Genomic DNA, 13662 nt, shown 5'->3' with positions numbered 1-13662 from the left:
ACTTCCTCAATTGCGTTTTGCCTATTTCGTGCTCTGCTACTCGAGCCACCTCAGCGGCCCCCGGCGGCATGCCGGAGGCCTCCTATTCGTTAGAACGCCAGCCCTTTCTCCTTCCGAGCTAAAAAGCTCACCAGTTGCGCTGAGCGCGGAGCAGCAGCGTGAGGCTGTTCTGGTCCTTCAGCTCATAGACAGCTGCCGGTTTGGCAGTGGCAGCGCCGCCCGCATAAGCGACCGCACCAGAGTATTTCTGGTCGAGACGGCTCCAGTTAAGATCCGCCGAGAAGGTCAGGTTCTTGACTGGAGTCCAGCGCGTGATGACACCGGCCGACATGACATTGAAGTCCGGGTTACAGGTCGAACCGGTTACGAGAAGAGCACCCATCGCGGCGCTGCCGCAAATGAAGCCCTTCGCCGCATCTGTGTAGCGGACCGCAGCCCACATACCATATATGCCCGTGTTCCAGTTTGGATCCCAGTTGTGCGTGTAACCACCGTTGAAGCCATAGGTTTTGACAGTTTGCAGTCCAGAGCCGGCTACAAAAACGGCATCCGGCGCACTGGCAAAACCGACGCTCTGATACCCGCCAGTCAAACCGGTGCCGCCAAACATCGAGAACGCGACAGGGGCCAAGTCTTGGGCGTTATAGCGGGTTGCACCATCAGTATACACGCCCTGGATGTTGAGGGTGTCACCCGCGCCGGTCGGAATGTTCTTGATCGACAATGCCAGCTGAACCGCCCAGCCCCACTTGTCGCCAGGATGGCCAGTGGTCTCGTCTGCTCCGTAATAACCGGCATGATTGTCGTGAGCCGCGATAGACCCCTGGAAAAGCCCCCAAGCTTGGTCGACGCGAACCATACCAACGAGGTCGGGAGACCGAGAACCACCGATGTCGTTCAAGCCGTAGGCGCCACCGACAATACCCGACGATGTAATTCCCGACACGTTGATGAGGCCAGCCTGATAGTACTGAGTCTGATCCTGCGCCGAGATCGCGGCTGTAACGCCCTGACCGAAGTCGGCCGTGTAGGTGAACTGATTCACGCCAGTGACCGTGCCGCCGCCACCCCAGAGTCCATCGAAGTTGTTGGCCGGATAGTTGGTCCAGGGCGCACTGAACTGCGAGACAGCCTTACCAATCGTAAATCCAGCGAACTGGATGAAGGCGTAGTAGACGCCCAACGAACCGCCGGCAACCGAGCCGCTGCCGTTCGTGCCAGCTGGAGCCGAGTCGTAAGCCGTGGCACCGCCGGTGAGGCCGGTACCGGCGCCAGCGTAACCACCAGTCGTCCACGAGAACACACCATCGAAGAACGTACGGACTACGCCGTATTCGGTCGCAGTGCGCGTATCGATGTTCAGATCTTCGCGGGAGCGTGCGGTGTAGTAGTTGCTGAGGCGATTGTGCGCGCCACCGACGCCGCTGCTGGTCCAATTATAGTCGCTGTTGGTGCCCAGGGCGACCTCGGCGCGCAGGTAACCACCCAGCTTGATGCAGGTATCAGTGCCCGGGATGTAATAGAAGCCAGCGCCGTAAAGCGAGCAGATCCTCACGTATTCGATCGCTTTGGCCTTTACCGGTAGATCGGCTGCCTGTGCCCCGCCCCCCGCCAACATTGCGGCGGAGCCGAGAATAAAACCCTTCATCGTTGGTTTCATAGATGAACCTCCAAGCTGGAAAACTCGCGTTTAAAGATCCGCCAGGACTACTCACCTGGGTGAGCGGGTGCTCGACGGAACAACCTCGAGGAGCCCCCCCGCTGTCGAGCGACATCTAGTTTGGATCAACAATTGATGCAATTAATTAATGTAGCGCGACTGTTTATAGACAGCGTGTGTCACCGTTGAGCAACAAGATCTTTCGACCGTAGGCGCTCGATTGCGTAATCCAAAAAAAGAGCCCCTAGGGGGCATCCCAGGGGCTCTCCTTGGAGGTTTAACTATGACCGTCAGAGAGGACCTGAACGATCTGGCGACGACAGTTATCGTATTCAAGTGTATAAGTCAATTGATTTATCGCTTTTCATTTGCAACTTTCTTTCGGGGGCAAGTCAGCCCCGCGAACGCCATGGCCTCTCTGGGGCTCAAGAATAGTAGATCGGGACAGTGCCGTGCTTCAACAATGCACGAGGAGCGAGGTCATAAGCGAACGGCGGGGTAAAACTATCGGCTGCTGCCGCATGGCCGCAAGAAACAGGAACCGTGCGTAGGATGCCGGCGTTTGCCCGGGCACACCCAAGGGAGATTGCCGTTTCGGTTACCTCATCCTTCATCGGCCGGCAAAAGCCGCGGCGCCCGGCGTTACGTCGCGCCTAGCAAGCCAACGCCACTCCACTTCGTGCATCACACGATCTACCAATTCGAAGGCCATCCATGCCCCCGCCCCGTCTAACTAGCGTCACCACGAAGCAAACAACGAATCTGAACTGGCCAGGCCTCCGGCGATATGCCGGAGGCCTTTCTTTGGACGTCAACAGCAGATCCGGGATCCGCTACTTATCTGTTTCCGGCGGTTGGCGGAAACTCACCAGTTGCGCTGGGCGGTGAATAGCAGGGTGAGACTATTTTGGTCCTTCAACTCATACGTAGCCCCAGGCTTTGCAATACCTGCCTGCAGCGGCAGCGTCACCGTGCTTCCGCCTGCGTATTTCTGGTCCAGCATCGTGTAATTGAGCTCGGCCAAGAAGGTTAGACCCTTGACCGGAGTCCACGACGTGTATGAACCGACACTCGCGTAGTTGAAGTCGGGGTTACAGCCAGCCAGCCCGCTCGACAGCGCCAGTCCCGGAACAACTGCACCGCAGATGTAGCCTTTAGCTGTGTCGTTATAGCGCACAGCCCCGATTCCACCGTAGATGCTGGTCGCCCAGTGCGGATCCCAGTTGTGAATGAAGGCGCCATTAAATCCATAGGTCGTGGTCAACTCCTGGCCAGCGCCAGCAACGAACACGGAATCAGAAACACCACCAAATCCGAGGCTTTGATAGCCGCCGGCCAAATTTGTGCCGCCGTACATCGCGAAGGAGGAGGCGATATAACTGTTGAAGCTGTAACGGCTTGCGCCCTTCGTATAAACTGCCGCCATGTTAATCGTATCACCCGGACCAGTCGGGATATTCTTGATCGACAACGACAGCTGACTAGCCCAACCCCACTTGTCGCTCGGATAGCCGGTGACCTCTGAGGCCCCATAATAACCGGCATGGTTGTCGTGGGCAGCCACCGACGCTTGGAAGAGGCCCCAAGCCTGATCGACGCGCACCATGGCGACAAGATCAGGAGCGCGTGAACCGCCGATGTCGTTGGCACCATACACACCCGCTGCGAGACCTGCGGGGGTCGCGGCGCTCACGTTCCAAATGTTGGTTGTGTAATTGGCGACTTGATCCTGAGCCGAGAAGGCGGCTGTGATGCCTTGGCCGAAATCGGCCGTATAGGTGAGCTGGTTGACGCGCTCCCAGCCGCCGCTACCCACCAGTTCGTACCAATTCCCCGGATATTCGGACCACGGCGCGTTGAACTGCGACTGCGCCTTACCAATTGTGAAACCAGCGAATTGGATGAAGGCGTCATAGACGCCAAGCTTGCCGCCGGCAACCGAGCCGCTACCGTTGGTTCCGGCCGGAGCTCCGTTATACGCGGTTGCCCCACCCGTGAGGCCCGTGCCCGCCCCGGCATATCCGCCGGAATACCAACTGAACACCCCTTGGAAGTAGGTACGGACCACGCCATATTCGGTGGCGGTTCGCGTATCGATGTTCAGGGCTTCGCGAGAAAAAGCCGTATAGTAGTTGCTGAGCCGATTTTGCGCGCCCGCCAAACCACTGTCAGCTGGGTAAGCGTAGCTATTCGAACGCAAGCTGCCCATGACACGCAGATAGCCACCAAGCTTGATACAAGTGTCGGTACCCGGGATGTAGTAAAACCCGGCGCCATACAACGAGCAGATCTTCACGTACTCGATGGCCTTCGCCTTTACAGGGAGATCGGCCGCCTGTGCCCCGGTCGCGAGGAACATCGCCGCAGAACCGAGGACAAGCCCCTTTGTCAGTTTCATCAGTGAACCCTCCAAGCTGGGAAACGTCGTTTCCGTCCTTCAAAGATCCGCCGCTATGAGCCTCGCCCGACGGGCGGGGATTGACGGAACGACTTCGAGGAGCCCCCTCGCTGTCTCTGGTCATGTAATTGATTAGCGCAATTGTTACAATCAACTAACTGTAGTTATCAATGCTTCTGCGGAAACTGTCACTATTCGGCAACAAATCGAGCTGACGCGAACGACAAAGCGCCTATCGCGAAGGCTGAGGCGGTCAGGATCGCCCGAACCAACTAAGCGACGAGAGTTGGGCTTTTAGATTAACTGAATTGTTCAATTGATATTTGCATGGCCTGTCTGCCCGGCAGGCTCTATGTCGGGTGGTCTGAAGAGCTATATGTAGCGCCAACTCTGCGGCTCCGTATCGGCACACCGAACTTGGCGAAAGACCCACATGGCAGAAAAAGAATATCCTGAAAGAGCGGTCCGGGATTTCATCTGGAACATTATCGAGATCAACTCTCAGCTCGAAGAGATACATAAAAGCTGGGCGCACATGCTCGGGCTATCCGAGTCGCAGTGGCTGATCCTGATGGCGATCGATGAACTTGATGAAGGTCGCGGAGTGTCGGGAACAGCAGTGGCAAATAAGCTCCGAGTCCATCCCGCCTTCGTTACCAACCAAACCAAGAAACTCGAAAAAATGGAGTTTCTAGCTCGCGTGACGTCGCCTGACGACGCACGATTTCTGGAGATGTCGCTCACTCCAAACGCGCGAGCCGAAATTGCGAATCTGTCAATCAAAAGACAGGCTCTTAACTCGACTATTTTTGCGGAGCTTGATGAGGAGGCCCTGCGCTACCTGAACAAACGGCTGACATCGATCGCCAAGAATAGCCGATTGGCATCTCAGAAACTGACTATAGGCATATTGTAGCCAGAATGCACCGAGGGCGTCGCCACGGTGGTATTTAGCTCCTACTAGCGAAGATCAATAATGCTGAGGAGGTCTTCACTATCATGGCCGCTGTTCATGAAATGATCGGAAGCCTGAACGGCTGCGAGCGTATGCTCTAGCCAGGCGAAGATGCGGTTATCGGAAGCCACGAAGTTTTCGATCTCCCCGATTGGGGTCTGGCTGACGCACGATAGAGCCAGCTCCAGGTCGATACCCGCGGCGGCGCAGTCGGCCTGAAGCTTGATCGCCTCCGAGGCGCTAACAACGCCGCGCCCCCCAGCGACCACGAGTGCTGGGCACGTTAACCGTCGCGCCAAACGCAAACGACGGCTCGACGTGACGTCGTCGTCCATGATATCTGAAGTCTTCGTCATCCAGCTGACAGAGGCCAGAGTCGAAGCCCAATTCCAAAGGCCACCGTCACAGACCGCCGCAGCAACCCGGCGATCAAATACAGCGAACTCAGTTGCTAGAACAGCCGATAACCCTTCTCCATACACGCCAATTCGAGCGGCATCAACGTCAGGCCGAGCTGACAAGTAATCGACGCAGCAAGAAAAGAAGTTTTTCGATTGGCTCCGCGAGTGATTTGATAAATCGTCGTGAGAGACAACAAGCAGCGAAATGCTGCGGCCAATCACTACGGGCAAAAGCCTTCCGAGCAATGCCGCTTCCGTTTCTTCTTCCCTGCTGATGCAAATGACCGCCGGGCTGCTTTTATGGGATTTGGCACCGGGCAAGTAGTAGGCCCCGAATTCGCCTCGATCGACACACGCTAGTTTTACCCGCTCTACTTTCTGTTCTAGAGATGATCCAAACCTTTGAATGCCAGATTCGACCTTCGCCAAAATCTCTTCGCTTTGCTCATCATCTTCATCAATTAGCCGCTTGGCAACCTCGAAGGCGGTCAGCGCGCTAAGCCAAGCCTCGGTCGCCTCGACGAACGCTTCCTTTTTGAGATTCAGATCGCACAGAATGCACTGAGCATCGCCAATATGGATCCATTTTGCGGCCCAGTTTTGCCGATTGGTGCCGCCCCAAATTCCCTGCAGCTTGTCCAAAAATACCGCGGCACCTCGTCTTGTAGACGCAAGATCACCCCATACTTGAGGCCAAGCAGCGCACAACATCCGGTTCGCCTCTTGATGCCGAATCCCATATTGGATCGTATCAATACTAACTTTCCCCTCTGCCGAATTTCCTCAATGTAAGGCCCCGCTTTGACGAAATTCTGCTTGTCATTCGGAAGGGCGCCCGGTTTCCTCGTGACCGACACGACACGACGGGAGGCTTGATCGAGGCAGCATAAATACGCGGATACGAAGACCGATAACACCTCGTGAAGTCAGCGTATTGGGCGGGCAATTTCGCGCATGACTGGCCGCAGAGCAGCGATTCCCGCCAAGTTAGCCGATTGCCTATTCGGCGCAGCATTATTGCTCTCGATGCAAGGAGAGGTCGTAGCAACGAGATGTTCGGGCAGGATCGCCGCATCGGTGCCCCCGCCCAGCCCATCTCTTCAAACGCAACGCACTAGACGACCGATTCCATGAACTTGGCTGTCATGGAACGGGACGTTTGTTTGTGGATTCTTCGTTTGCGATTGACTGAACGAGGAGTTTCATCATGGCAGGATGGCGGCAAGCGGTCGAGTTGGCGATGACCGATGAGGAGATTGAAACGTTGACGGCTCTTTCGCGGTCGAGGACCGAACCGACGCGCCGGGTGTCGCGGGCCGCGATGCTGCTTGCCTACCGCGAGACCCCGTCGTTCTTTGCGGTGGGACAAAGACTTGGTGCCCATCATCAGACGGTCCAGCGCTGCGTCGAGCGGGCGGCGGCCGATGGCGCGCTGGCGGCGCTCGACGAGCGCCCGCGACCGGGCAAGGAGCCGGTGATCACGCCGGCGGCCAAGGCCTGGCTGGTGTCTCTGGCGTGCGACAAAGCCAGGGAGCACGGCTATCCGCACGAGTTGTGGACGACGCGGCTGTTGGCCCGCCATGCACGCGAGCACGGACCGGACGCCGGACATGAACGTCTCGCCCGCCTGGTTCAGGGCACGGTGTGCAAGCTTCTCGGTCAGGAGGACATCAAGCCGCACAAGGTGCGCTACTATCTTGAAAACCGCGACGCCGAGTTCGAGCAGAAGATGGCGGAGGTGCTGTATGTCTATCGCGAGGTCCAGGTCCTGAAAAAAGCCGCTGCCCGGTCGAAGAAATCGGACCAGCCGGTCGCGATCGTCTCCTACGACGAGAAGCCGGGGATCCAGGCGATCGCGACGACAGCGCCGGATCTGCCGCCCGTGCCGGGCGTGCATGCGACCTTCGCGCGCGATCATGAGTACAAACGTCACGGCACGCTCAGCCTGTTGGCGGGAATTGACCTGCTCACCGGGAAGGTCCACGCGCTCGTTAAAGACCGCCACCGCAGCCGAGAGTTCATAGAATTCCTCAAGCTCCTCGATGCCGCCTATCCGGCCAAGACCGCGATCAAGTTGATCCTCGACAACCATTCCGCACACATCTCGAGAGAAACCAGAACCTGGCTCGACACACGACCGGCAGGCCGCTTCCAGTTTACTTTCACGCCCAAGCACGGCTCCTGGCTCAACCTCATCGAGGGCTTCTTCTCCAAGTTCGCCCGCTCCGTCCTGCGTCACATCCGGGTCACATCAAAGCACAAACTCAAAGAGCGCGTCATGGCCGGAATCGACGACGTCAATCGCCATCCCGTCGTCCATACCTGGTCCTACAAACTCGCCGACGCCGCCTGATATGATTCAACCAAGAAAACGCTGACCTAGTGGCAAATTTTTCGACTGAGCTGCACTTGGGGCCGAGCGCCGGCAGCAGCCGCTGTCGTATCAGAAGATTTCGTCGTTACCCGATCTATTGAACACGCCAACGCCGGGAGTTTCAGGCGCATTCGCCGCAACTTGATAGCACCGGTGCTGACCGAATGCGCGGAGCCGGGTGCGTCGGTGGCGCAAGACGCGCACCCGAGGCCGGCTGTACAGGTGTGGGGACCCTCAGCGGCAAGAGGATGATGTGCCGAACGCGAACTTCTGCCCGGGCCTTTAGAATCAAATTCTCTACCAGCCGTCGACGAACGGCCGCTTCTTGTCCGAGCGAGGCGGCGGCGGCGGCACCGAGCGCAACCCCGAAAGGACCCACTTCCTCGTTTCAGCCGGATCAATTACGTCATCGATCTCAAACAGCGACGCCGCGTTGAGTGCCTTTCCGTTCTCGTAGCGTTCGGCCACCAATCGGTTGAACGTAGACAACCGCTCGCCCGGATCCTCTATCGCGGCGAGTTCATTGCGCCGGTTAAGCTTGACGTGGCCTTCCAGACCCATTCCCCCGAATTCGCCAGTTGGCCACGAGATAGTGAAGAACGAGGCATGGAAGCTGCCGCCCGCCATAGCCATCGCGCCGAGACCATATCCTTTGCGAATCACGACGGTGAAAGTCGGCACGCTGACATTGGCGCCGACAAGGTACGCCCGACAGCAATGACGGACCAGCGCCGTCTTTTCGTACTCAGGACCGACCATGTTGCCAGGTGTGTCGCAAAGGAATAGCAGCGGAATGTCGTGCGCATCGCACAATTGCATGAACCGCGCAGCCTTGTCTGCCGCAGGACTATCAATGGCGCCAGCGAGATGCGCGGGATTGTTCGCCACGACTCCGATCGGCCTCCCTTCTATGCGTATCAGGGCTGTGATCATGCCGGCCGCGAACCCACGGCGAAGCTCCAGCACCGAGCCGGTGTCGGCCATTGTTTCGATAATCTTGCGCATGTCGTAGGCCCGTAGCCGCTCCCGCGGCACGAGGTGCCGAAGCATGCGCTGGTCGGGGGAACTCCAAGCAGACACTGGCCCTTGGAAATAAGAAAGATACTGCTTGGCCACGGTGACCGCTTCCGCCTCGTCCTTTACGGCGATGTCGACCACGCCGTTCGGAACTTGCACGCTGATCGGTCCGACTTCCTCCGGCTTGAACACTCCAAGCCCGCCCCCCTCGATCATGGAGGGTCCGGCCATACCGATCGTGGAGTCTGCAGTCGCAATGATCACGTCGCAACAACCGAGCATAACGGCATTCCCGGCAAAACACCGCCCCGACGTAATACCGACCAGAGGCACCAGGCCGCTCAGTCGCGCAAAGCGATGAAACAAAGTATTCTCCAGCCATGCCACGGCGATAAAATCAGAGTCACCGGCGCGGCCGCCACCACCTTCGGCGAACAGCACCACCGGAATGCGCCAACTTTCGGCCAAGCCGAATATGCGGTCCATCTTGTAGTGGCCCTTCGTGCCCTGTGTGCCGGCAAGTACAGTGTAGTCGTACGAGACAACAGCCGCGCGGCTATTCTTCTCTGGGAATTGGTCACCGTTGATGGTTGCGAGGCCCATGATCAGGCCGTCGGCCTGCGTCGTTTCGATCAGCTGTTTCATGGGCGTCGTGCTCCGCCGAGCGGCAACGGTCATTGCGCCGTATTCATAGAACGAGCCAGGATCAACGAGATCCTCAATGTTCTCGCGAGCTGTGCGCTGATTCGTGCGACGACGTTTTGCAACTGCCTCAGGCCGATTGACGTCTTTTGTCTTGGCCTTGCGTTCTAGCACCTCCGCGAGATCCGGCCGAATTTCGTCGAGATCGATCTCTTCGTCATTCTGAAGCACGTGCCCGGCATCGTCACTTGGCTCTATAAATGCAAGCGGATGACCTTGAAAGATCGTGTCATGAATTGCGATGGTGAGCATTTTTATCCGGCCACCAACCACAGCCGTGATCAGGTGCTGCATCTTCATCGCCTCCATGACGAGAATCTGCTGGCCTGTGCGGACCAAATCGCCCTCTTTGACGCTGATCGAGACGATCGTTCCTTGCATCGGTGCCAGCAGCGGCACGGTGCCATCAGGCCCGGCTAGACCAGTGTCATTCTTGATCGCCTGTGTGTCGGTTGCTTCATCGCGTTCCTCCTGACCATAGGTGAGCACCGCGAGCGGATCGCGCGCATCGATGCGGGCGCCGGCCGGCTGACGTAATTGCGTTCCAGATTTCGGCTCAAAATAAAAGCTCGGATGCGCGTCATCGTCGATTGCCAGCAGATCGGCAATCCGCTCCTCCACAAATCGCGTATGGACGCGCCCGGCGCGGAAATCGGGGTGTTTCAGGACTGACTTCAGAAAAGCGGCGTTGGTCGGCGCGCCAGCGATGCGGAACTCCGACAGGGCGCGATAGCCGCGCTCGGCAACCTCATCGAATTCGCCTGACCGCGCATGCACAATGACTTTCGCGAGCAGCGAGTCGAATCGCGGATTGGTACGATACCCAGCGTAGCCATAGGCGTCCACGCGGATCCCGGGCCCAATGGGCGGCTCGAACACAGTCAGCGTGCCGCCGCTTGGACGCGCTTGTCCATCGTCCGACATAGTTTCCATGTTGACCCGCATCTGGATGGCAATGCCGCGCGGCGAGCAAATTGACGCCTGATCGAGCCCGATATCGCCAAGCCGTGCGCCACGAGCGATCTCGATCTGCGCGCGCACCAGATCGATCCCCGTTATCTCTTCGGAAACCGTGTGCTCGACCTGCAATCGCACATTAGCCTCGATGAAGGCAATTTTGGCAGCGCCTGAATCGTCTGACGCATCTACCAGAAATTCGAACGTGCCGAGGTTGCGATACTTTACGGCCGAAGCCAGGCTGACCGCCGCCTGCAGCAGGCGCTGCCGAACATCGCTGTTGAGGGCTGGTGCCGGCGCGATTTCAATCAGCTTTTGGCGCTGGCGCTGTACACTGCACTCACGCTCCCAGATGTGACTGACCGCACCAGTGCCGTCGCCGATGATCTGCACCTCTACGTGTCGTGCTATGGGAAACAGCTCCTCCACATAAACGTCCCCATTGCCGAACGCCTGCAACGCCTCCGTACGACAGAGTTCATAGGCCTGCTCAATATCTTCGCGGTTGTATACTGGTCGCATGCCGCGCCCGCCACCACCAGCCACCGCCTTAATCATTAGGCCGCCTAGCGCGTCAAACATCTCGCGCGCTTCTGCCAAGGTCGTAGCCTTCGAGGTCCCCCGCATCACTGCCACGCCGCGTTCCGCCGCCAGGGCGCGAGCCTTTCCCTTGTCGCCGAAGACGGTCAGCGTTTCGGGCGACGGCCCAACGAATGTAATGCCTGAGCGAGCGCAGGCGGCGGCAAAGTCGGCATTCTCGCTCAAGAAGCCATAGCCGGGATGAATGGCATCGCAGCCCGCTTCTTTCGCAGCGGCAATGATTTGTGCGGCGTCCAGATAGGCTTTCGGTCCAACACCCTCCAGCAGGCGCACATCGTCGCATCGCTTTGTGTGCAGTGACGCAACATCATCTTCGGAAGAGATTCCGACGGAACGGATTCTCAGGTCGGCAGCCGCGCGGGCAATCCGGATGGCAATCTCGCCGCGATTGGCGATCAGAAGGCTCTTCATATAAAGTACTCGATTTTTATTATGTATTCAGCACGACATGGTTGCCGATCGCGCCCTGCTGGCAGAGCGCAGAAATCAGGTCAGTGTCAGATGGGTCGCATCGACCAGACCAGTCGATTCCAGTATGAGAGCCATAAGCGCGACCGCATGTGGAGCCCCGTCTGGTGGAGGGCCGCAACACCGTCCAGAGCTAGTAGAGTCGTCAGCACGGAAGGTGCGCTGCTCTTTGAGCCGTTTCTCCTTGTTGTTTTCTGTTCTGTTTACACTTGAGCCGAGGCGCCACTCAGCAGATGGCACGCCGCCTCGCGGCCGTCGGCGACTTTGGTGAGCGGCGGGTTGTCGGTCTTGCACACCGCCATTGCGTACGGGCAGCGCGGATGGAACTTGCAGCCGCCCGGCGGTTCCAGGGCACTGCCGGTATCGTCGAAACTTTCCGCCGCCTTCGGCACATAGTCCGGATCCGGCCGCGGCACCGCGTTCAACAGCGCCTGCGTGTAGGGATGTTTTGGTGCCGCGAAAATCTGCTCGCTCTCACCCGTCTCCACCACGCTGCCGAGATAGATCACCGCCACGCGGGTGGAGAGATGCTCGACCAGCGCGAGATCGTGCGCGATCAACAGATACGTCAGGCCGAACTTCTCCTGGATGTCCATTAGCAGGTTCAGCACCTGCGCGCGGATCGACACGTCGAGTGCCGAGATCGGTTCATCGAGGATGATGACGCGCGGATTGAGCGCAAGCGCACGTGCGATCGCGATGCGCTGGCGCTGTCCCCCAGAGAATTCATGCGGGTAGAGATCAGCCGCCCTCGGCGGCAGGCCGACAATCTCCAGGAGCTCGGCGACGCGCGCATTGAGCGTCGCGCGATCGCGCCTATAGTGCGCAAGAATCGGCTCAGTGATGATCCGGCGCACCGTAAGGCGCGGATTGAGGGAGGCGTAAGGATCCTGAAACACGGCCTGCACCTGCCGGCGATAATCCTTGATCTCCTTGCGCGACATCTCCTTGAGAGTCTTGCCGTCGAAGGTTACGGCGCCGGAGGTCGGCGTTTCGAGTTTCAGCACGAGTTTGGCGATCGTGGTCTTGCCACAGCCGGATTCTCCGACCAGCGCGACGGTCTGGCCCTCGGGGATCTCGAGGCTAACGCGCTCTACCGCACGCACCGTCGCCTTGCCGCGATCGCTACGGACTGTGAAGTGCTTGGAGAGGTTGCGAAGTTCGAGGCCCATCATTGTTACTGCTTCGTTGCGAGCCAACAATTGACGACATGACGGTCTCCGAGGTCTGTCGCCGGCGGATAGTCGTCGCAGACCGACATGCGTTTCGGGCAGCGCGGCGCGAAGCGGCATCCCTTAGGCAAGTCCATCAGGTTCGGCGGCTGGCCAGGGATCGCCGCAAGACGCCGGCGCTTCTGTCCAAGATGTGGGATCGCCTCCAGCAGGGCTTGGGTATAGGGATGTTGCGGATTGCGGTAGATGTCGCGCACCTTGCCGGTTTCGATGATGCGGCCTGCATACATTACCGCAACACGATGGCAGAGACCGGCGACGATCGAAAGATCATGAGTGATCAGGATGATGCCGACTTTCGACTCCTGCTGGATGTTGCGCAGCAGATTCATGATCTGCACCTGGATGGTGACGTCCAGTGCGGTGGTCGGCTCGTCGGCGATCAACAAACGTGGCGAGCAGGCGATTGCCATGGCGGTTACGACACGCTGGCGCATGCCGCCGGAAAACTGGTGAGGGTAGTTCTTCAGCCGCCGCTCCGGTGAGGGAATACGCACGCGACGCAAGCCTTGCGCGGCGGCAGCCATCGCCTCGAGAGCGGTCCTGACCAGCTTGTGGTAGAGGAACGGCCCGGAGACCTGGTCGCCAACGGTGTAGACCGGATTGAGCGAGGTCATTGGGTCTTGCGAGATCATCGCAACCTTCGGTCCGCGCACCCGGCTGGCCATGTCCTCTTCGCTGAGTTGCAGCAGGTCCTCGCCGTCGAGCTTCACACTGCCGTCCAGCCTGCCGTCACTGTGGATCGGCAGGAGGCGCAGGATCGATAGGCAGGTCATTGTCTTGCCCGAGCCGGACTCGCCGACGATGCCTAGTGTCTCGCCTTCGTGCACTTCAAATGAAACGCCATCCACCGCCTTCACCACGCCGCGGCGTAGATGCAGGTGCATTTGTAGGTTTT

General features: G+C 58.6%; 8 protein-coding genes. 2 read left to right on the top strand and 6 right to left on the bottom strand.

Annotation, left to right across the window (positions count from 1 at the left end; genetic code table 11):
* Window positions 1–127: 127 nt before the first annotated feature.
* Window positions 128–1660 carry a porin gene (locus BRA1417_RS0110800; RefSeq protein WP_027515826.1) on the bottom strand — a complete coding sequence of 511 codons (1533 nt, stop codon included), beginning with the start codon at window positions 1658–1660 and terminating at the stop codon, window positions 128–130.
* A gap of 865 nt (window positions 1661–2525) precedes the next feature.
* Window positions 2526–4058, bottom strand: a complete 1533-nt coding sequence (locus BRA1417_RS0110795) for a porin (protein ID WP_027515825.1) — start codon at window positions 4056–4058, stop codon at window positions 2526–2528.
* 433 nt (window positions 4059–4491) lie between these two features.
* Between BRA1417_RS0110795 and BRA1417_RS0110790 the strand changes: the two genes are divergently transcribed.
* Window positions 4492–4974, top strand: a complete 483-nt coding sequence (locus BRA1417_RS0110790) for a MarR family winged helix-turn-helix transcriptional regulator (RefSeq protein WP_027515824.1) — start codon at window positions 4492–4494, stop codon at window positions 4972–4974.
* Window positions 4975–5018: 44 nt separating this feature from the next.
* Here BRA1417_RS0110790 and BRA1417_RS0110785 read toward each other — a convergent pair whose 3' ends face one another.
* Window positions 5019–6056 carry a S9 family peptidase gene (locus BRA1417_RS0110785; RefSeq protein WP_027515823.1) on the bottom strand — a complete coding sequence of 346 codons (1038 nt, stop codon included), beginning with the start codon at window positions 6054–6056 and terminating at the stop codon, window positions 5019–5021.
* A gap of 565 nt (window positions 6057–6621) precedes the next feature.
* Here BRA1417_RS0110785 and BRA1417_RS0110780 point away from each other — a divergent pair.
* Window positions 6622–7767: an IS630 family transposase gene (locus BRA1417_RS0110780; RefSeq protein WP_027515822.1), complete on the top strand. Its 1146-nt coding sequence runs from the start codon at window positions 6622–6624 to the stop codon at window positions 7765–7767.
* A gap of 318 nt (window positions 7768–8085) precedes the next feature.
* Here the strand turns inward: BRA1417_RS0110780 and BRA1417_RS0110775 are convergent, their stop codons facing one another.
* From BRA1417_RS0110775 to BRA1417_RS0110765, 3 genes are all read right to left on the bottom strand, one after another.
* The gene (locus BRA1417_RS0110775) at window positions 8086–11475 is read right to left on the bottom strand and encodes a carboxyl transferase domain-containing protein (RefSeq protein ID WP_027515821.1); all 3390 of its coding nucleotides are present in this window, start codon (window positions 11473–11475) and stop codon (window positions 8086–8088) included.
* 260 nt (window positions 11476–11735) lie between these two features.
* Window positions 11736–12704 carry an oligopeptide/dipeptide ABC transporter ATP-binding protein gene (locus BRA1417_RS0110770; RefSeq protein WP_027515820.1) on the bottom strand — a complete coding sequence of 323 codons (969 nt, stop codon included), beginning with the start codon at window positions 12702–12704 and terminating at the stop codon, window positions 11736–11738.
* A 5-nt stretch (window positions 12705–12709) separates the two neighbouring features.
* Complete coding sequence (locus tag BRA1417_RS0110765; protein WP_051448313.1) at window positions 12710–13651, bottom strand: ABC transporter ATP-binding protein; 942 nt, start codon at window positions 13649–13651, stop codon at window positions 12710–12712.
* Between the last annotated feature and the right edge of the window lie 11 nt (window positions 13652–13662).

It is taken from the genome of Bradyrhizobium sp. WSM1417 (genome assembly GCF_000515415.1).
Taxonomy (GTDB): Bacteria; Pseudomonadota; Alphaproteobacteria; order Rhizobiales; family Xanthobacteraceae; genus Bradyrhizobium.
This window is presented reverse-complemented; position numbering and strand designations above follow the sequence as displayed.

What these genes read in the sequence shown, in the direction of transcription:
- BRA1417_RS0110800 (WP_027515826.1), bottom strand. Translation starts at nt 1,660, where the DNA reads ATGAAACCAACGATGAAGGGTTTTATTCTCGGCTCCGCCGCAATGTTG.
- BRA1417_RS0110795 (WP_027515825.1), bottom strand. Translation starts at nt 4,058, where the DNA reads ATGAAACTGACAAAGGGGCTTGTCCTCGGTTCTGCGGCGATGTTCCTC.
- BRA1417_RS0110790 (WP_027515824.1), top strand. Translation starts at nt 4,492, where the DNA reads ATGGCAGAAAAAGAATATCCTGAAAGAGCGGTCCGGGATTTCATCTGG.
- BRA1417_RS0110780 (WP_027515822.1), top strand. Translation starts at nt 6,622, where the DNA reads ATGGCAGGATGGCGGCAAGCGGTCGAGTTGGCGATGACCGATGAGGAG.
- BRA1417_RS0110775 (WP_027515821.1), bottom strand. Translation starts at nt 11,475, where the DNA reads ATGAAGAGCCTTCTGATCGCCAATCGCGGCGAGATTGCCATCCGGATT.
- BRA1417_RS0110770 (WP_027515820.1), bottom strand. Translation starts at nt 12,704, where the DNA reads ATGGGCCTCGAACTTCGCAACCTCTCCAAGCACTTCACAGTCCGTAGC.
- BRA1417_RS0110765 (WP_051448313.1), bottom strand. Translation starts at nt 13,651, where the DNA reads ATGCACCTGCATCTACGCCGCGGCGTGGTGAAGGCGGTGGATGGCGTT.